This is a genomic window from Streptosporangium sp. NBC_01755 (assembly GCF_035917995.1).
GTDB lineage: Bacteria > Actinomycetota > Actinomycetes > Streptosporangiales > Streptosporangiaceae > Streptosporangium.
This window is the reverse complement of the sequence record NZ_CP109131.1, coordinates 106,086-125,525: the sequence shown is the minus strand read 5'-3', so window position 1 is coordinate 125,525 and position 19,440 is coordinate 106,086. Positions and strand designations below refer to the sequence as shown.

The 19,440-nt window shown below is 70.1% G+C and carries 12 protein-coding genes and 1 pseudogene; 5 read left to right on the top strand and 8 right to left on the bottom strand.

Translation table 11 applies throughout. The features are described 5' to 3' along the window. Positions 1–2 precede the first annotated feature (2 nt). The gene (locus OG884_RS00455; protein ID WP_326640986.1) at positions 3–1,631 is read right to left on the bottom strand and encodes a (2,3-dihydroxybenzoyl)adenylate synthase; all 1,629 of its coding nucleotides are present in this window, start codon (positions 1,629–1,631) and stop codon (positions 3–5) included. A 401-nt stretch (positions 1,632–2,032) separates the two neighbouring features. On the opposite strand from OG884_RS00455, the gene OG884_RS00450 reads away from it, so the two are divergent. Further along, positions 2,033–5,464, top strand: a complete 3,432-nt coding sequence (locus OG884_RS00450) for an amino acid adenylation domain-containing protein (protein ID WP_326640985.1) — start codon at positions 2,033–2,035, stop codon at positions 5,462–5,464. A gap of 31 nt (positions 5,465–5,495) precedes the next feature. Here the strand turns inward: OG884_RS00450 and OG884_RS00445 are convergent, their stop codons facing one another. The 4 genes from OG884_RS00445 to OG884_RS00430 form a co-directional block, all read right to left on the bottom strand. Continuing rightward, positions 5,496–6,785: a polysialyltransferase family glycosyltransferase gene (locus OG884_RS00445; RefSeq protein ID WP_326640983.1), complete on the bottom strand. Its 1,290-nt coding sequence runs from the start codon at positions 6,783–6,785 to the stop codon at positions 5,496–5,498. After that, on the bottom strand, positions 6,782–7,711 hold the full coding sequence (locus tag OG884_RS00440; protein ID WP_326640981.1) for a glycosyltransferase family 2 protein: 930 nt from the start codon (positions 7,709–7,711) through the stop codon (positions 6,782–6,784). The genes OG884_RS00445 and OG884_RS00440 overlap by 4 nt, the downstream gene beginning before the upstream one ends. A gap of 304 nt (positions 7,712–8,015) precedes the next feature. Beyond that, entirely contained in the window at positions 8,016–10,076 is a 2,061-nt protein-coding gene (locus tag OG884_RS00435; protein WP_326640979.1) for an N-acetylneuraminate synthase family protein, read from the bottom strand. 391 nt (positions 10,077–10,467) lie between these two features. Beyond that, positions 10,468–11,427, bottom strand: a complete 960-nt coding sequence (locus OG884_RS00430; protein ID WP_326640976.1) for an alpha/beta hydrolase — start codon at positions 11,425–11,427, stop codon at positions 10,468–10,470. A gap of 239 nt (positions 11,428–11,666) precedes the next feature. Between OG884_RS00430 and OG884_RS00425 the strand changes: the two genes are divergently transcribed. The 4 genes from OG884_RS00425 (at position 11,667) to OG884_RS00410 (ending at position 15,085) form a co-directional block, all read left to right on the top strand. Then, complete coding sequence (locus tag OG884_RS00425; protein ID WP_326640975.1) at positions 11,667–11,948, top strand: hypothetical protein; 282 nt, start codon at positions 11,667–11,669, stop codon at positions 11,946–11,948. An 84-nt stretch (positions 11,949–12,032) separates the two neighbouring features. Continuing rightward, positions 12,033–12,755, top strand: a complete 723-nt coding sequence (locus OG884_RS00420) for an MgtC/SapB family protein (protein WP_326640973.1) — start codon at positions 12,033–12,035, stop codon at positions 12,753–12,755. 267 nt (positions 12,756–13,022) lie between these two features. Further along, positions 13,023–14,450, top strand: a complete 1,428-nt coding sequence (locus tag OG884_RS00415) for an AAA family ATPase (RefSeq protein WP_326640971.1) — start codon at positions 13,023–13,025, stop codon at positions 14,448–14,450. Continuing rightward, the gene (locus tag OG884_RS00410) at positions 14,447–15,085 is read left to right on the top strand and encodes a hypothetical protein (protein WP_326640969.1); all 639 of its coding nucleotides are present in this window, start codon (positions 14,447–14,449) and stop codon (positions 15,083–15,085) included. Before OG884_RS00415 ends, OG884_RS00410 begins: the two co-directional genes overlap by 4 nt. A gap of 18 nt (positions 15,086–15,103) precedes the next feature. Here OG884_RS00410 and OG884_RS00405 read toward each other — a convergent pair whose 3' ends face one another. The 3 genes and pseudogenes from OG884_RS00405 to OG884_RS00395 form a co-directional block, all read right to left on the bottom strand. After that, positions 15,104–15,682, bottom strand: a complete 579-nt coding sequence (locus OG884_RS00405) for an alpha-amylase family glycosyl hydrolase (RefSeq protein ID WP_326640967.1) — start codon at positions 15,680–15,682, stop codon at positions 15,104–15,106. A gap of 92 nt (positions 15,683–15,774) precedes the next feature. Then, positions 15,775–18,477: a pullulanase-type alpha-1,6-glucosidase gene (gene pulA, locus OG884_RS00400; protein ID WP_326647112.1), complete on the bottom strand. Its 2,703-nt coding sequence runs from the start codon at positions 18,475–18,477 to the stop codon at positions 15,775–15,777. A gap of 33 nt (positions 18,478–18,510) precedes the next feature. Continuing rightward, positions 18,511–19,152, bottom strand: a pseudogene (locus OG884_RS00395) (pullulanase-associated domain-containing protein); the annotation flags it as partial. Between the last annotated feature and the right edge of the window lie 288 nt (positions 19,153–19,440).

Below are 19,440 nucleotides of genomic sequence, written 5' to 3'. Positions count from 1 at the left end.
GTTCACGCACTCCGGCCGGCGAAGCGGCGGATCAGAGCCTGTTTGTCGATCTTACCGACCGCGGTGACCGGGAGGTCCTGGACGGTTTCGATCCGGTCGGGCACCTTGAAGGCGGCCAGTCCGCGGCCCATCAGGTGCAGGCGCAGCTCCGGCAGGGTCGGCGGTCGGGACCAGGGCACCACGACCGCGCACAGCTGCTCGCCGTAGCCGGTGCCGGGCAGGCCGATGGCGACGCCGCGGCGGATCGCGGGGTGGGTGAGCAGGTGGGCCTCCACCTCCTCGGCCGAGACGCTCTCGCCACCTCTGTCGATGGTGTCCTTGATCCGGCCTTCGACGACGAGGTGTCCGCTGGGCAGGACGCGGACCAGGTCGCCGGAGCAGTAGTAGCCGTCGGGGGTGAAGGCGGTGGCGTTGTGCTCGGCGGCCCGGTAGTAGCCGCGCAGCGTGTACGGCCCGCGGACCAGCAGTTCGCCGACCTCACCCGGTGCGATGTCGTGGCCGTCGGCGTCCACGACGCGCAACTCGTCCTCGGCACTGAGGGGACGTCCCTGGGTGTGCTCCACCAGGTCGATGTCGTCGTCGGCGCGGGTGTAGTTGAGCAGGCCTTCTGCCATGCCGAACACCTGCTGGACGGCGCAGCCCAGGCCGGCCGGGATGAGGCGGGCGGTCTCGGCGGACAGCTTGGATCCGCCGGCCTGCAAGAGTTTGAGGGAGGTCAGGTCCGCGGGGTCCCACTCGGCGGCCTCCAGCCACAGTGGTACCAGTGGTGGGACCAGGGCGGTGATGGTGATCTGCTCGGCTTCGATCAGGGCGAAGGCGTCGGAGGGGGCAGGCGAGGGGGACAGGACCACCTTCCCGCCGGCACCGAGCGTGCCCAGGACGCCGGGGCAGGCCAGTGCGAAGTTGTGCGCCACCGGCAGGCAGGCCAGGTAGGCCGCATCGGCGTTCAGGCCGCAGATTTCGGCGCTGGCCCGGGCGTTGAAGCCGTAGTCCTGGTGGGTGCGCGGGATGAGCTTGGGCGCGCCGGTGGTCCCGCCGGACACCAGTAGCAGGGCCAGGTCGGAGGGGTCGGGGTCGGCGTGCGGCACCGGGTCGGCGTCGACCTGGTGCAGCGGGGTGAACGGGCCGGGCTCGCCGGCCACCAGGACGTGGCGTAGGTCCGGGGCCTCGGCCAGGACGGCGGTGGCCAGATCGCGGTAGTCGAATCCGCCGGCCTGGTCGGGGATGACGTAGGCGACGGCACCCGACAGCCGGGCCAGGTGGCCGATCTCGGTGATCCGGTGGGCGGGCAGGGTGAGGACCGGCACCGCTCCCAGGCGTGCCAGGGCGAAGAACAGGACCACGAACGCGCCGATGTTGGGCAACTGGACCAGGACTCGGTCGCCGGGACGGATGCCCAGGCCTGCCAGTCCGGCGGCCATCCGGTCGGCGCGCCGGTCGAGGTCGTGGTAGGTGAGACGGTCCTCGCCGGCCACCAGCGCGGTGTTCTCGCCGTAGGCGCGGGTCCATTCGGTGAGCAGGGTTCCGAGTGTGCGGCCGTCCCAGATGCCCTGTTCGCGGTAGCGGGCGGCCAGGTCGGGCGGCCAGGGGGTGAGGCCGGAGGGTAGCGAGGGGGGAGCGGCTGAGGGCATCGAAGCTCCAGCGGAGTCAGGGTTTCCATCGGGGATTCGCGCCGCACGATTGTGCGACACGGGCCTGCAAGATTAACTTAGGTCAGGCTAACCAAACTTTCTTTAGGTTAGCCTACCCAAATAAAAATCTACCCTATGTTCGACCGGAGGCCCCGGATGTCCCAGCGTCCGTTCACCCTCACCCCGATGGGCCGGCGGAAGTTCCTTGCCACCCGAGCACATGGTCCCCTCCGTCGTGATGGCGCTGTCGGCCCTGCCGCTGCTGCCCAACGGCAAGCTGAACCGGGCCGCTTCACGCACAAGACCCCGGCCGCGCTCGCCGCCGCTTCGGCCTCCTCCCAGCGCACAGCCGTCCCCCGACCCGTCCGCACCATCAAGCAAGTAAAGGACACCCTCACTCCATGCTGACGATCGACGATCTCCGGCAGATGGCCACCGAGTTGCTCGGTCCAGGTACCACCCCGCCAGGCGACCACGACGATCTGATCGCCTTCGGACTGGACTCGATCCGATTCATGCAGATCGCCAACCGCTGCCGGCGAGCCGGCTTGACCATCGGCTTCGGCGACCTGGCCCGCACCCCCACCTTGGCCGAATGGTCGCGCCTGATCGCTCCCTCACCCGACCCCGAACCCGAACTTGAACCGGCCTCGGTGCTCGTGGACGCGAGCGGCCCGTTCCCGCTGGCCTCGATGCAGCACGCCTACTGGGTCGGCCGGGGTGGATCAGCTGACCTCGGCGCGGTCGCCGCCCACCTCTACACCGAGTTCGACGGCCACGGCGTCGACCCGGTCAGGCTCGGCGCCGCGGTCGCCGCGCTGGCCGACCGGCACCCGATGCTGCGCGCCCGCATCACCGACGACGGCCGGCAGGTGATCGAAGAATGGAGCCGAGGGGAGGAGCCGGAGGTTCTTGACCTGCGCGAGGCCACCCCGCAGGAAGCCGAACGCCGCCTGGCGGAGCTGCGCGACCGGCTCTCCCATCAGCTCCTCGACGTGGCCGCCGGCCGCATGTTCGACATCAGGGTCACCCTGCTGCCCGGCGGCGGCACCCGGGTGCACGTGGACGTCGACATGCTCGCCGCCGACGCCCGCAGCTACCGGGTGCTGCTGTCCGACCTGGTCGCCCTGTACCGGGACCCCGCCGCGCGGCTTCCCGAGATCGGCTGCACCTTCGCCGGCTACCAGGCGGCCCGCGGCGCCCAGCGCCCGGCCGAGCGCGATGTCACCTGGTGGCGCGAGCGGGTGCCGAACCTGCCCGGCGCGCCGGCCCTGCCCCTGCGCGCCGACTCCGCGGAGCCCGACCGGGTCACCCGGCTGCACCACTGGCTCTCTCCGGCCGAACGCGACCGGCTCACCACCTTGGCGCGCGCCCGCGGCCTCACCCCCGCGGTCGCCGTGGCGACCGTGTTCGCCGAGGTCGTCGGGGCCTGGAGCGGTGAGCCGCGATTCCTGCTCAACGTGCCGCTGTTCGACCGCCGTCCGCTGCACCCGGATGTGGACAACCTGGTCGGTGACTTCACCAGCTCGATCATGCTGGAGGTGGACCTGACCGAGCGGCGCACCTTCGCGCAGCGAGCCGCCCAGGTCCAGGAACGCATGCACGAGGCCGCGGCGCACTCCTCCTATCCGGGGCTGGACGTCCTGCGCGACCTGGCCCGCGAGCAGGGCGCGCCGGTGCTGGCCCCCGTGGTGTTCACCAGCGCCCTGGACCTGGGCGAGTTGTTCGGCCCCGAGGTCGAATCCTGCCTGGGCGAGGCGGTGTGGATCGTCTCCCAAGGGCCGCAGGTACTGCTCGACGCGCAGATCACCGAGTTCCACGGCGGGCTGCTCGCCAACTGGGACATACGCGCCGGGGCGTTTCCCGACAGCCTGCCCGAGGACATGTTCGCGGCCTTCCGCACGCTGCTGGCCAGGATCGGCGACCCCGAAGCCTGGGACGAGCCCGTCGGGCCACTGCTGCCCGCCGCCGCCCTGAAGGTCCGGGCCGAGGCCAACGACACCGACGGCCCGCTGCCCGCCCTCCCGCTGCACCGGCTCTTCTTCGACCAGGCCGCCCGCACCCCGCAGGCGCCCGCCCTGCTCGGACCCGGAGGGCCGGTCGCCTACGGCGAGCTGGCGGAACAGGCCTTGCGGGTGGCCGGAGCGCTCCGCGCGCACGGCGTACGCGACGGCGACCCGGTCGCGATCCGCCTGCCCAAGGGCCCCGAGCAGGTGGTGGCCGTCCTCGGCGTGCTCGCCGCCGGAGGCCACTACGTACCGATCGGCGTCGAGCAGCCGCAGGCCAGAGCCGAACGGATCACCACCCGGGCCGGGGTCGGCGTGGTGCTCGGCCAGAACCTGCCCTACCAGGACGCGGTGAGCTGGCCGGAGCCGCTGGCCGAGCCGGTCGCGACCGCACCCGAGGCGATCGCCTACGTGCTGTTCACCTCGGGATCGACCGGCGAGCCGAAGGGCGTGGAGGTCTCCCACCTCGCCGCGGCCAACACCGTCGCCGATCTCGCCGACAGGTTCGCCCTCGGCCCGGCCGACCGGACGCTCGCGCTGTCGGCGCTCGACTTCGACCTGTCGGTCTTCGACGTCTTCGCGCCGCTGTCGACCGGCGGCGCCGTGGTCACCGTCGAGGAGGAGGCGCGCCGTGACGCCGCGTCCTGGGCGCGGGAGGTACGCACGCATCAGGTGAGCGTGCTCAACTGTGTGCCGAGCCTGCTCGACATGCTGCTGACGGCCGCCGAACGCGACCCGCTCGGCCCGACCCTGCGCGCGGTCCTGCTCGGCGGCGACCGGGTCGGCGTCGACCTGCCGGCCCGGCTCGTCGCCCAGGTACCCGGCTGCCGCTTCGCCGGTCTGGGCGGCACCACCGAGACCGCGATCCACTCCACTTTCCAGGAGGTCACCGCAGGCCGCGTCCCCGCAGGCTGGACCGGCGTCCCGTACGGCACGCCGCTGCGTAACGTGCGCTGCCGGGTGGTCGACGCCCAAGGCCGGGACTGCCCCGACTGGGTGCCCGGCGAGCTGTGGATCGGCGGCGCGGGCGTGGCGGACGGCTACCGCGGCGACCCCGAGCGCACCGCCGACCGGTTCGTCCCCCTGGACGGTGTGCGCTGGTATCGCACCGGTGACCGGGCCAGGTACTGGCAGGACGGCACGATCGAGTTCCTCGGCCGTGCCGACCACCAGGTGAAGATCCGTGGCTTCCGGATCGAGCTCGGCGAGGTCGAGGCGGCCCTGGGCGCCCACCCCGCCGTGCGCCAGGCCACCGCCCTGGTCCTCGGGACCGGTGCACCGCGGCTGCACGCCGTCGTGGCCGCGGCCGGCGGCCTCACCGAGGAGGAGATCACCGCGCACGCGGCCGAACGGCTGCCCGCGCACATGATCCCGGACCGGGTGGTCGTCGTCGACGCGCTGCCGCTGACCGGCAACGGCAAGGTCGACCGCCGTGCGCTGACCGCTCTGGTCACCGCCCAGGCGCAGGCACCCGGGCAGGCAGAGCCGGTCACCGCGCTGGAACAGGTGATCGCCCTCATCTGGGCTCGGGCGCTCGGGCTGGAAAAGGTGGGCAGAGACGACGACTACTTCCTGCTCGGTGGCGACTCGGTGCTGGCCACTGTGATCGTCGGCAGACTACGGGACGTGCTGGACACCGACGCGGTCTCGGTTCACGACGTCCTGCGGCACCCGACGGTGGCGCGGCTGGCCGCCCAGGTCCGTGACGACCGCACCGCTCAGGTCGCCGAGATCTACCTGGAGATCGAGGCCATGACCGACGACGAGCTCAACGGTGAGTTCGACGGCGAGTCGGGCGTCGGGGAGCCGGAGGCGCCGCGCCGGTAGTCCAGAGGTGCCCCGGCGCGGCGCCTCCGGCTCAGGGGGACGTTCTCGACAGGCGGCTGCGGAGCCTGCCAAGGGGGCTCCGCCCCCGGGGGGCGGCGACCGGAGTGGTGGTCGGTGCGGCGATCAGGTCCAGGGCGGCGAGTCGCCGGTGCTTGAAGTAGCGGGCGGGGCCGCAGGCCTGGAGATAGGCCACGGTCTGCTCGCGCAGCCCCGGATACGCCTCGCTCCGCATGCAGTAGCCGACCGCGCCCACCAGGGCGGAGATGTCCACCGGCGGGGGCTCCCACAGCGAGCCGTCCGTCGACAGGCGGGGCAGCAGGGCGTCGGTGATGGTCGCCGGGATCCGGTTGCCGTTCTCGTACGGGGTGAGCCTCTCCAGGATCAGCTCGCCGCCCACCGTCGCCACCGGGAGCCCGAAATACCGCCCGGCGGTGATCAGAGCGGTGGAGAAGCAGCCGACCACGAGCTCGGGTCCGAGGGCGGCGAAGCACGACTCGGCCGGGACGGTCTCCGCCACCACGTCCAGTTCGACGTCCAGCTCGGCGGCCGTCTCGCGCAGCCGCCGGGCGTGCCGCCGCCCGGCGGCCGGGTGCGGCTTGAACAGCACGCGCGAAAACCCCCGGGCGACGAGGCCGCGCAGCATGTCGGCGTGGAGTTCCGCCTCCTCCTCGGGGGTCACGATGCCGAGGGCGGACAGGTACTGGCCGAGGATCATCGCCCGGCCCGGGGGCGGGTCGCCGGTTCGGCGGCCGGCCACGTCGAGAAAGGCCCGGTCGGGGAGGGGCTCGGCGGGCACCCCGTACTCCGACAGCAGCAGCGGCCGAAGACCCGGCACCAGGTCGAGGTGGAGCAGTCGGGTGATCCGCCCGGAGATCTCCTGCGGCAGCGGGTCGCGGGTCGGGCCGTAGCTCATCAGGCCGTCGGAGTAGACCGAGATCGGGCAGTCTCTGACCAGTCCCGCCAGCGTTCTGGCAGGGGGGACCGCGATGGACTCCAGGACCAGCTCGGCGGGCCCGTCATCCAGGGACAGGTGCGAGCAGAGCAGGCGGCCCAGCATCGGCACCTCGACGACGCGCGCCTTCCAGTCCGAGGGATGCAGCGGGGCCACGATCTCGTTCCACGAGTGGATCTCGTCGAAGCGTGGGCGCAGCGTGGCGAAACCCGGGCTCTCGTGCAGAGCCGGGGTGATCTCCGGGATGGCCGCGTTGTTGGAGACCAGCAGGATCCGGCGCCCCCGGCGGGGACCGAAACGGCCGTCGTCGATCGCCGCCGCCAGCGTCATCGCGCCGAACAGGGTCGAGGCGTAGAACAGCTGCGTCATCGGTGCTCCAGGAGGCCGAGCAGGATCTGATCGCGTTCGGCGTCCAGGGTGGTCCCGGCGAGCAGGTCGGCGGGGAGCCGCCTCAGGGCCGCGGCGCCGCGCTCCTCGAAGCGGGTACGGAGCTCGGGGGAGAACCGCTCACTCAGCTCCAGATGGTGGGCCAGCAGCGCGCGGAAGGTGCGCACCGCCTTGGGCATGAACTCCTCCTCCAGGTCCGCGAAGACCAGGTCGAAGGCGTCGAAGAAGTGCAACTGCCTGGCGTCGCCGATCCGCGTCAGCGAGCCTGTCACCATCCGCCGGTAGAACAGCCCGGCCAGCGACACCACCGCGAACGAACCCGCGTCGCGGTGCAGCCGCCAGATCCACGGCCTGTCCTCGGCGGTGTGCAGGTGCCCCGGGAAGGTCAGCAGGTCGCCGAGGTCCCGGCGGTAGATCCCCGCCCAGGCATACGGGTAGTCCACCATCGTCCTGGCGTGATCGGGCAGGATGTGGTCGCGCGGCTTCAGCACCACCTCGCGGGTGGCGAGCGGCGCCCGGTGGATCGTCCGCCTCCGGCCCTCCGCCTGCACGTGGTCGACCCGGACGAAGTCGCAGCCGAGCCGCTCGATCGCTCCGACCAGGTCCCCGAGATATCCGGGGGCGAGCCAGTCGTCGCCGTCCATGAACGTCAGGTAGCGGCCGGAGACGAGGGAGATCCCGAGGTTACGCGCGTCGGCCAGTCCGACCGGCGCGTCGTTGCGCACCACCACCAGACCGGGCAGAGCTTCGCGGAAGTCCTCGATGATCTGTCCGGTAGCGTCCACGGACCCGTCGTCCACCACGATGAACTCGAAGTCCCGCCGCGCGTTCCTGACCAGCGATGTCAACGCGTCCCCGATGTACTCCTCCGCGTCCCGCACCGGAACGACCACCGACAACTTGATCAACTTTGCCTCCCGTCCCAACTCGGACGACCCAACCAAGCCCCCCGAACCAAGCCCCCCTCACCCTCCCCTCGACGGGACGACCCGTGAGGCCGCGCCGGCGACTGGACTGAGGAGAGCGGGGTCGTGAGGAACGAGCGACCCCGCTCGACGAGGGAAGGAGTCGGGTCCCAGCGGCCTCACCGCGACGCGCCAGCGTCGCCATCGGCACGAGCCGGGTCCCAGCGGCCTCACCGCGACGCGCCAGCGTCGCCATCGGCGCGAGCCGGATAAGAGCGGCCGAACCGCGACGCGTTAGCGTCGCAATTCATACCGTGACCCGGCGGAGGCGGGACTTGGGGGCCTCCTCACCCGGAAAGACCCGCTTGACGCCGTCGCCCAGGGCGGTCTCGATGATGCGGATGTCGCGGACCAGGTGCTCAAGCCCGGCGGGCTCCAGCGAGGCGGCCTGGTCGGAGCCCCACATGGTGCGGTCGAGCGTGATGTGCCGCTCCACGGTCACCGCGCCCAGGGTCACCGCGGCGAGCGAGATCTGCAGGCCGCGCTCGTGGCCCGAGTAGCCGACCGGCACGCCGTACCGCTCCTGGAGTGTGGCGATCGTGCGGAGGTTGGCCTCCTCGGCGGGGAGGGGGTAGGTGGAGGTGGCGTGCATCAGCACCAGCTTGGAGGTGCCGAGAAGCTCAACCGCCCGGTCGATCTCCTCCAGCGTGGACATGCCGGTGGACAGGATGATCGGCTTGCCGGTCGCGGCGAGCGCGCGGAGCAGCTCCAGGTCGGTCACGCTCGCCGAGGCGACCTTGTGGGTGACCACGTCCATGGACTCCAGGAACTCCACGGACGGCACGTCCCACGGCGAGGCGAACCAGTGCAGGCCCCGATTCCGGCAGTGCTCGGCGATCTGGGTGTACTCGGCCAGGCCGAACTCGGTCCTGAGCTTGTACTCCATGTAGGTCATCTCGCCCCACGGCGTCTGCCGGATCTGGTCGCGCTGCTCCAGCGGTACGCAGATCTCCGGCGTGCGCTTCTGGAACTTGACGGCCTGACAGCCCGCCTCGGCCGCCACGTCGATGAGCCGGCGCGCGATGTCCGGGTCGCCGTTGTGGTTGATGCCGATCTCACCGATCACGTAGACCGGCTGTCCGGCCCCGACCAGCGCGTCGCCGATCTGGACGGGCCTGGTGGCCGGGGCGAGCCTCAGCTCGGCGCGGGGCGCGGTCCTTCCGGTGGCCACCTCGTCCGCCGGGCGGGCCGCGAGGACCCGGTCGCACAGCTCCCGTACGGCCCCGGCCCCGCCGGGCCTGGTCAGCACGGTCCTGGCGGCGGCGCGGACCTTCGGGTGGGCGTCGGGGACGCTGACGGGCCAGCCGACGTCGCTCATCGGGCCCAGGTCGTTGACGTCGTTGCCGACGTAGGCGACGCGGGCCGGGTCGATTCCCTCGATGGCCAGCCAGTCACGCAGCACGGTCTGCTTGTCGGTCAGACCTTGCAGGACGGGCACGCCGAGCTTACGGGCGCGGGCCGCGACCACCGGGTTGTGCTCGGTGGACATGATCATCAATTTGACGCCGGAGCGGCGCAGTAGCGAGATGCCCATGCCGTCGGAGCGACTGACCGCGACCATCTCACGGCCGTCCTGGTCGACGTAGGCGCGGTCGTCCGTGTGCACGCCGTCGAAGTCGGTGATCACCGCGTCCACGTCGATCGGCTCGGGCTGGTCCACGAACGGTGCCAGCGCCCGTACGATCTCCAGGTCCTCGGGGGTGTCCACCTCGACGGCGTGGTGCGGGGGCACCTGCTGCACGGCGACGGAACCGAAGAAGCGGTGACCGTGCTCGCGCAGACCCTTGGTGCGCATCACGTAGAAGGCGCCGGTCTCGCGGAACTGCGGCTCGCGGTCCTGGCGGCGCGGGCGGTAGGAGGGGTCGTGGTTGACGCCCGCACCGCTTGAGCTCCACAGGAACTCGTGCGTCTCCAGCCCGGAGAACACCACGTCGGCGCTGCCGTCCAGGACCTTGGCGACCGCGCCGTCCAGATCGGCGGGGTCGATGAACGCGCTGGTGCACTGCACCAGGATGACCACGTCGGGGACGTCAGGGGTGTGGTCGAGCGCGTGCAGCACCGCGGACTCGCTGGAGGCGGTCCCGCCGCTCAGCTCTTCCGGCCGGTCGATCACGGTCGCGCCCGCGGCGCGGGCCACCTCGGCGATCCCGGCGTGGTCGGTGCTGACCACGACCTCGTCGACCAGTTCGGCCCGCACGCAGGCCCGTACCGCACGGGCGACCAGGGGGGTGCCGCCCACCGGGGCCAGGTTCTTAAGGGGAACGCCCACCGAACCTCCGCGGGCGGGGACAACGGCCAGGACTCGCAAGGTGACTCCTCATGACATACGGCGAACGCCCCTGAGCCGGGGTGTCATAGGAACCTAGTCACGAGGGTGACCGGCCAGGGGTGCCTGAGCTGAACGCCCAGAGTCGTCCGTCTTAACTTTCCGCGCCCCCGGGCCCCGCGCGGGTACGCCCCGCTCCGGGGCGTACCAGGGGGCTGAGGAGCATCCACGCGGAAACTGGTGGTACGGGCGTTGTCGCAGATAACGGGCTGCTTCGTGTAGAGGGGGACGCGCGAAACAGCAGGCGGATTTTCAGCCGGTCCGCCGTCCGGCACAGGTGCTGGACGGCCTCGAACAGGTCGTCGCCCTTTTTCGGTCGGATGTTCCTCGACCCCCTACCAGCGCTCGTGTCCTCCCCGAACGGAGCGGATCGTCAGGGGGCGGCGCCGATGGAACCCATGAGCATGGGAAGCGCGCGTTCGAGGCCGCGGCGCCAGTAGGGCCAGCTGTGGGTGCCGGGCCCGTAGAAGTCGGCGGTCACGTCGGCGCCGTTGGCCCTGGCCCGCTCGACGAAGGTCACGGCCTGGCCGAGCAGGGCGGTCTCGCCCTCGTCCGGTACCTCGGAGGTGTCGTCCAGCGGGCCGGGGGAGCCGTCTCCGCTGGAGACGAAGAGCCGTACCCCGTGCAGCGCGCCGGTGAGATCGGCCGGATTGTGGGCGGCCCACTCGGGGTCCCGCGGAGGGCCCCAGAGCTTCGCGGAGTCCTCGCCGTTCCGGTTGAGCAGCCAGTCGACGCCGCCGTTGCCGTCGCGGGTGTGCAGCACTCCGGAGAAGGAGGCGGCCGCCTGGAACGTGCCGGGATGGCGGGCCGCGTACGACATCGCCCCGAATCCGCCCATGGACAGCCCCGCCACCGCCCGCCGGTCCCCGGCGCCGTAGTCGCGCTCCAGGATCCGTCGTACCTCGGTGAGGTGGAAGGTCTCCCAACCGGGGCCGTCGCGCCAGTCGGAGTAGAAGCCGACGGAGCCGCCCTCGGGGATGACCACGATCGCCCGGTAGCCCGAGGTGAGGCTTGCGGCCTCCCCCTTGGTGACCCAGGTGTCGTAGTCGGACTGGCAGCAGCCGTGCAGCAGGTACAGCACAGGCCACGGACCCGAGTCCGGCGTCCACCCCTCGGGCAGCAGGACCCGGACCATGCCCTCGCGGCCGAGCGCGGCGGAGGTCACGGTGAGCTCGTGGTCACGGCCGCCTAGCTTCTTCACCGCGACGGCGGGGGCTTGCGAGGCCCCGTCACGCGTGCCGGGCGAGGACGGTGGCAGCAGTGCGATCAGCACCGCCACGACCGCCGCGGCGGCCAGCAGGAGCACTCCCAGACGTACAGCGGTGCGGTTCACGCCGCCAATACTCTCGCTTCTCGCCGATCGCGTGAAGCCCGCTTGACGCGTCGCGGGCCGACCGGACGGGCAAAGTTCCCGCCGCACCGTCACACTGCCCGCCGACGGCCCGGCCTTCCACATCCGGCGCCTGGCCCGGAGCTGAGGATCCGGGACGGGGCAAAGTTCTCACCAAACGGCGTTACAGGCCTCGTGGGCCGGGGATTTGCGACAGTACGTCGTGATTCACGGAGGCTGTCATGGTCAAGGGAACCGTCGCCGCACTGGATGGCAGAGCGGGTGACCAGGCGGGCGGGACGGTGGACGGGACAGAGAGACCGCACATCAGCCTGCCGCTGATCGGCACGTTGACCGTGCCGCCACCGGATCGACTGGTCTTCTACGGCGTGCTGGGCGCGCTGGGCGCGTTGGGAGTCGTCGAATGGCCCCTCGTGCTCGTCGTCGGGATCGGTCACTATCTGACCGAACAGCGGTTCTCGCCCCTTTTACGGGAAGCCGGACAGGCTGCGGAGACGGCGTAGCGAGGAAAGAGATGCCGAGCGGCGGCCCGGCCCTTCCCGGCGGACAGGGGCCGGGAGCGGACCTGCCGGTCCGACCTGGGGGTGGTGGCGCTGGCACCTCTCGGTGACCTGGCAGGACAGGGCTGGACGCAGATCGGTGAGCTGGTCCTGGCCTTCGTGCTTTCGGCCGCGATCGGCCTTGAGCGGGAGATCCGCCAGAAGAGCGCGGGACTGCGCACCCACACCCTGGTCGGCTTCGCCGCCGCCCTGATCATGCTGGTGTCGAAATACGGCTTCGCCGACGTGCTGGGAGCGAACGTCTCTTTGGACCCGTCCCGGGTGGCCGCCCAGATCGTGTCCGGCATCGGCTTCATCGGGGCCGGCCTGATATTCGTCCGCGGTGACGCGGTCCGCGGTCTCACCACCGCCGCGGCGATCTGGCTCACCGCGGCGGTGGGCATGGCGGCGGGGGCGGGACTGTGGCTGCTGGCGGTAGCCGTGACCGTGGGACATTTCATGACGGTTTTCGTTCTCACCCCGTTGGCGGACCGGCTTCCCCGGTCCAGGTACGCACCCTCGCGGCTCCATCTGACCTACCTCGACCGGCGGGGCGTGCTCCGGCTGGCGCTGGCCGAATGCACGCGCAGGGGATTCGGCGTGGACGAGCTCTCCATTGACCAGCGCAGCGAGCACCGCGCCCCGGCGACCGTCTCACTTTGGCTCACCGTGCACGGCACCGGCCTGATAACCGAGCTGACCACGGCACTCTCCGAGATCGACGGAGTGCTCGCCGTGGTGAGCCAGGACGCCAACGCGCCCACGCTCTGACGGTCGCCGCCCGTGACATCACGGTCGATCTCCTATGACCCGACTCCAGGGCCCGGCTGCTTTCGATACTGGCCGAGACCGTCTCCGTACCGGACTTCGATCAGCACCTCTGAGTTCGGTGAAGGAACGCTACTGTGAAGCAGCGGCAAGCCGAGACGCGTTCGGCTCGGCTCGGATGTGCGTCGCTGCGGCTTGTGAAGACGCGAAGCCGAGGATGATGCAGATGAGTGGCCGTAACGGTGCGGTACTGATCGGTGGTGATGTCACGTGTTGACCCGGCTTGAGGTGCGGGGATTCAAGAACCTGCTGGACGTTCAGGTGGATTTCGGCCCGTTCACCTGTATCGCTGGTGCGAACGGCATAGGCAAGTCGAATGTGTTCGACGCTGTCGAATTCCTGTCCTATTTGGCCACGGACACTCTGATCGAGGCCTCACAAAGGGTTCGTGGAGCGTCGGGGATCCGTGGCGGGGATCCGAGGGACCTCTTCTGGGACGGATACAGGGACCATCCGCGACACATCTCGCTGGCTGCGGAGATGATCGTCCCCGCAGAGGTGGAGGACGACCTCGGGGCATCGGCCAAACCGACGACGACGTTTCTGCGCTATGAGCTTGAGCTGGAATACGCGTCTCCTGAGGGGGAGAGCAGCGTAGGCCGGCTGGTTCTGGCCCGGGAGGAACTTCGCCACATCAACAGGGGAGAGGCGGCCAGGCATCTTCGCTTCGCACACAGCGCGAAGAACTTCAGGAACGCCGTGGTCATGGGCCAGCGCCGAGGCGGGGCTTTTCTCTCCACAGAGAAACGGGAGAGTGGCACCGTTATCAATGTCCACGGCGATGGCGGAAGCTTCGGCAAGCCGCAGCCGCGAGCCGCGGTTCGAGCCGGTCGGACAGTTCTCAGTACGGTGACCACGAACGACTACCCGACGATTCTGGCGGCACGCCGTGAAATGCAGAGCTGGCGTCGGCTGGCCCTGGAACCGTCAGCGCTGCGTGCCCCGGACAGTTTCGGAGACCCAAGATCACTCGGCGCGGACGGCCGCCACCTGGCCGCCACTCTTTTCCGCATCGCCACTGAGAGCCGACGCCCGGACGGAACCTCGGATGCCGAAGCCGTCTACGCGCAGGTCGCCGATCGCCTGTCCGACCTCGCCGCCGTCGGGGTGGAAAGCCTCCGCGTCCAACCCGACCCGGTCCGCGAGGTCTTCACGCTCTTCCTGCAAGAGAGAGGCGGTCTCCAACTGCCGGCGAGGGCGCTCTCCGAAGGAACTCTGCGCTTCCTGGCGCTCTGTGTGCTGCTTGAGGATCCGACGGTTACCGGGCTTATTTGCATGGAGGAGCCCGAGAACGGCATTCACCCCGCTAATCTTCCGGCCATGGTGGATCTGGTGCGGGATCTGGCGGTGGATCCGAGGGAAACTCCCGACGCTGCGAATCCCTTCCGACAAGTGATCATCAACACGCACGCTCCAGGCGTCGTGCAGCTGTGTGATCCGGCGGACCTGCTCCTTGCCGAAGGGCGTTTGCTGCGCAATCCGGACGGGGTGGTCACCTCTGCGCTCTCCCTCACCCCCTTCAGCGGGTCATGGAGAGCGGTAGCGGGCGAACCATCCTTCTCCGAGGCCGATGTGGTCGCCTATCTTGTCGCGCCTCCCGGGGCTCAACTGCGCCTGCCACTGGACATCGCCGGATGAACGCGCGGTCCTTCGCCGGCCTTTTCATAGCTGAGGGAAGCTCCGATCTGCCACTGGCCGACCTTGTGGAGGCACTGTTCGTTGACAGAGGCGTGACGCTCAGGTTGAGCAAACCGGACTTCTCGCTTCTCGGCAAGATTCCCAAAGATGTCAGGTCACGGGTCACCGCAGGTATGAAGCTGCTGCGAGATCCCGTTGATCTTGTTGTCGTGCATCGTGATTCCGACAACGTCGGACATGAGATCCGCCGGACCGAGATCGAAAAGGCGGTTCGGGAAGCGGGGGTGGTCTCCTCGGTTGTTCCGGTGATACCGGTGCGTATGACCGAGGCATGGTTGCTTCTGGATGAGGATGGGATACGCCAGGTGGCGGGTAACCCGCGAGGACGGCATGATCTCCGGCTTCCCCGGGTTCATGAGGTTGAAGGAGTGGCCGACCCCAAGCAGATGCTCCAACAGTGCCTCATCACGGCAGCAGATGTGGTGGGGCGGCGCCATGACCGTGTCACGAAGCGGTTCTTCCAGCACCGCCGTCAACTCCTGGAGCGGTTGGACTGCGCGGGACCGGTCTCCAGGTTGCCGAGCTGGAAGCGGTTGGTGGCGGATGTCGACGCGGTTGTCGAGCAGTGGAAGTGAAGCCGCCCGGTACGGGTCTCATGGCATGATCCCGCGAAGAGAGCACCCCGGGATCACCCGGCTCCCAGCAGGGCGATGACGGACAGGGGCACCAGGGGTGTAGTCGGAGTTGTTGATCCCGCAGACGGGGGAGTGGAAGTCGGCGGAGGAGTAGAGCCCCGGGTAGTCGTACGTGCCGAAGCCGTAGCCGCCGTAGCTGCTGCTGCCCTGGCCGGTCATGTGGTTGACGACGGCGTCGGCGTGGACCTTGACGCCCGCCGCGTGACAGGCGTTCACCATGTTCCTGAACGCGTTCTCGTCACCGAACTTGCTGGTGAGGGTGTGGCGGGCGGGCTGGTAGATGTCCCACCAGACCGAGCAGCCCTTGGACGTCGAGTCGCTCGGCGGGGAGACCTGCACGGCGGCGTATCCGGCGGGGCCGAGGACGTCGGTGCACTCCCTGGCGACGGAGTTCCAGTTCCAGTTCCACAGCTTGACGATCGGGCCGGGGGTGGGCGGTGCCGCCTGGGCGGGGGTGCTCAGCGCGACGGGCACCACGACCGCGGCGCCTGCCAGCGCGCTTAACGTGGTGGCAACGACGGCTCTGTAGGGTTTCATGGGTGGGGGCCTCCAGGATCGATGGACGGGTTCCTTGGCCGGGCCGGGTGCTGCAACACCTGGCCCGGCCGTCTTTCCGGGGTATGCGGGGGTCAGGGCTGGACGAAGACGGCGACGGTGCGTGCCGGGACCGTCAGCGTGCCCGTGGCGGGATCGAACGTCGACTGCTTCACGACGGCGTCGTCGCCGGCCGTCTGGACGGGGTGGAGCGTCACCTGGGTGCCCTTCAGCGCGGCGACGGTCTGCGGCCGAGCCTCGGGGGTCGCGTTGAAGACGACGGTGATCGACTTCCAACGCGGGTCGATCCCCGAGGCGTCCAGGTGCATGGTCACGACACCCGGGGTCTCCGAGGTGCCGCTGGTCGGGAAGGTCAGGCGCTTCTGCACCTCGGCCAGGCTGCCCAGGCCGAACACCGGTGAGGACGATCGGATCTTCAGCAGCTCGCCGTAGCGGGCGCGGGCCGCGCCGATCGCCGCGCAGTCCGGCTTCAACGCCGGGTCGGCGAGCAGCGGCCTCGCGTACTGCCACTTGTCCTCGTTGTCGGCCTTCGGGGGGAGCCCGGCGCCGAAGCCGTTACCCGCGGAGCAGTCCCACAGCAGCCGGTTGAACCAGTCGCCGGAGTCGTAGGAGTTGCGATCCAGCGACTTGGAGCGGAGCCGCTCGCTGCCGGCGTGCACGAACGAGGTGCCCTGCCCGAGCACGGCCGTGGCCAGCGAGAGCGACTGCATGCGCACCCGGTCGGCCATGGTCGTGGCCTGTGGCAGCTTGTAGGCCAGCGCGTCGAACAGTGTCTCGTTGTCGTGGGCGTCGATGTAGGTGACGACCTCACCCGGCGAGGCGGTGTATCCGGCGGGGGAGCCGTTGTAGCCGACCTGTGAGCCCTTGACCTCCTTGCCGCTGGAGGCGGTGAAGGTGTAGTCGCGGAGGTTGCCGGCCAGCCCGACCTTGATCAGATCCTGGTAGCAGAGCAGCCGGGCCCGCTGCTGGGCCTCGTCGCCGTTGGCCGGTGACCCGTTGGGCGCCCCGGCCAGCCCGGAACCGAAGCCCTGGACCCGCGGGTCGGGGTCGAACGGGCTGCCGCCGCGCACCGCGTCACGGAGCCGGTCGCTGAAGGTGCCTATCCCGGTGCCCGCCATGTTGGCCTGGGTGGCCTGCTCGAAGCGGGCGTCGTCGGCGACCTCGCCGAAGTTCCAGCCCTCCCCGTACAGGATGATCGACTTCCCGTCCACGCCGTCGCGGGCCACGGTCAGCCTGTCCAGTGCGGCGCGGACCGCGAGCATGTTCGCCTTGGGGTGGTGGCCCATCAGGTCGAACCTGAAGCCGTCCACCTTGTACTCGCGGGCCCAGGTGACGACGGAGTCGACGACGAGTTTGCCCATCATGGCGTGCTCGGGCGCGGTGTTGGCGCAGCAGGTGGAGCTGGCCACGGTGCCGTCGTCGAGCAGCCGGTGGTAGTAGCCGGGCACGATCCGGTCGAGCACCGAGGTCGGATCCTGGCCGGCGGCGTGGGTGTGGTTGTAGACCACGTCCATCACCACCCGCAGCCCCGCCCCGTTCAGCCCGCCGACCATGCTCCGGAACTCCCTGATCCGCGACGACCCCTCGGGGTCGGTGGCGTAGGAGCCCTCGGGCACCGTGTAGTGCAGCGGGTCGTATCCCCAGTTGAAGGAGTCCCCTGCCGCGGTGCGCGCGACGCAGGCCTGCTGCTCCTCGGAGTCGGGGGGCATCGAGGCCAGGTCGCAGCCGGGTTCGGTCCGCTCCGCCCTGCGCTCGGGGACCGTCGCGATGTCGAAGACGGGCAGCAGGTGCACGTGGGTCAGGCCGTCCTTGGCCAGCCCGCGCAGCTCCTTCATTCCCGCCGAGTCGCCGGTGAACGCGGAGTAGGTACCGCGCCTGGAAGCGGGGACCGTCGTGTCGGAGGCGGAGAAGTCGCGTACGTGCAGCTCGTAGATCGACGACTTCTCCTGCGGCACCGCCTTGGGCTTGGCCAGTGACGACCAGCCGTCGGGCCGCAGGGAGCGGTCGGACAGGTCGACCAGCTGGCTGCGGCCCGAGCCGGCGGCCAGCGACAGGCTGTAGGGGTCGGTCACCTCGTTGGTGACGACCTTGCCCTCGGCGGGCACGTAGACCGTGACCAGGAAGGTGTAGTAGCGGTCCTTCCAGCCCTGCTGCCCGCTGACCGACCAGACGCCGGTGCCGTTGTCGCGCCGCATGGCGTGGACGGTGCGGGTCCCGCCGGAGGGGGCGCGGTGGAGCGCCAGCTCGACCTTGCACGCCGTCGGCGCCCAGACCGACAGCCTGGGCGTGCCGCCGCTCCACGAGGGGCCGAGGTCGGCGGTCACCGCCTTGGCGTGCAGGTCGTCGAGCACGCCGGGCAGCTGCACGCCGGTGGCGGCCAGCAGCGCGCCCGAGGCGTCGCGCTCGACGGCCACGACCTGGCCGCGCGACGCCTTCCCGGCGAGGTCGGCGTCGCGCGGGTCGATCGTGAACGCGGCGTGCCCGGCCAGGTGCGGCCACTTCGCCTTCTGCGCCTCGGTGAGCGCTCCCGGAAGGAGGCGAATGATCCGGATGTCGCCGGTTAGGTCGCCCTTGGCGTAGGTGATGTCACCCTTCTTGGAGAAGGCCAGGGAGTGACGGAGCGAGGAGGACGGCTCGACCTTCCAGGCGACGGTGCCACGGTCGATCCAGTGCGCCGAGGACTTCGACAGGTCGGCGTCCGCGCCGCGTGCCGCCGGCTGTGGCAGCAGGTGGCCCTCGGTGGCCGCGGTCCGCCAGGCCTCGTGGCCGGTCGCCACCAGGTCCAGCGCCTGGTTGTCGGGCAGGTCCTTCTCGTCGCCCTTGTGGATGATGTAGCTCACGTTCTTGGCCCCCTCGGTCAGGGGGACGCGGAAGTGAACGCCGAAGGCGTCTTCGCCCGCGGGCTGGAGCGGGGTGGCCCACTCGGTGGGCTGGGCCACGTCACCCCAAAGGTGCAGTCCCCAGCCTTCATATTTCCCGTCGGGACGGTTGTAGTGCAGGATCGCCACATTCTCGGCTGAGGCCCGGCTCGGGTGGACCTTCGCCACACCCGAGACGACGGCGGCCTCCGGCTGGAGCGCCGGGGTGAACGACTGGTCGGGACCGAGGTCCTTGGTGTCGCCCTTGTGGGCGATGATCCCGACGTTGGACGCTCCGGGCTTGAGCTTGATCCAGGCGAACCGGCCGTAGGCGTCCTCGCCGGTGAGCTTGAGCGGCTCGGCTCACTCGGTGGGGTTCTCGACATCGCCCCAGACGTGCAGGCCCCAGCCGTCGTAGTCCTCGCGCTGGTAGTGCACGACCAGCCAGTCGCGCCTGACCGCGCCCGGCTCCTCGGGGGCCGGCTCGGCGCCGACGGTCGCCGCCGCGCCCGCCGTGCCGCCGCTGAAGGAGCGGGCGGCCTCCTGGAACTCGCGCGCCGTGGGGGGAGTGGCCAGACCACGGGGGGCCTCCACGGGATTTGTTTCGAGGGTGTTGCCCGGAAGTTACTCACTGGGAATGCTCTATGCAATCCCTTGCGACAATTTTCTGAATCCAGGCAATCCGAGATGGGGCAGCAGGGGGTCGACGAAAGGATAAAAGCATACAAATAGTATTTTTCGCCCTCCGAGAGACAGTGGCGCCCCTGCCGCGACTTCTGATCGAAGGTCCTTTGGTTCTCGGTTTTGGGCTGATTTGTAACAAGTTTGCAGACTCTTGCAGAAAGTTCTTCCAATGGGGTTCACGTCGGCGTAACGTCCGGC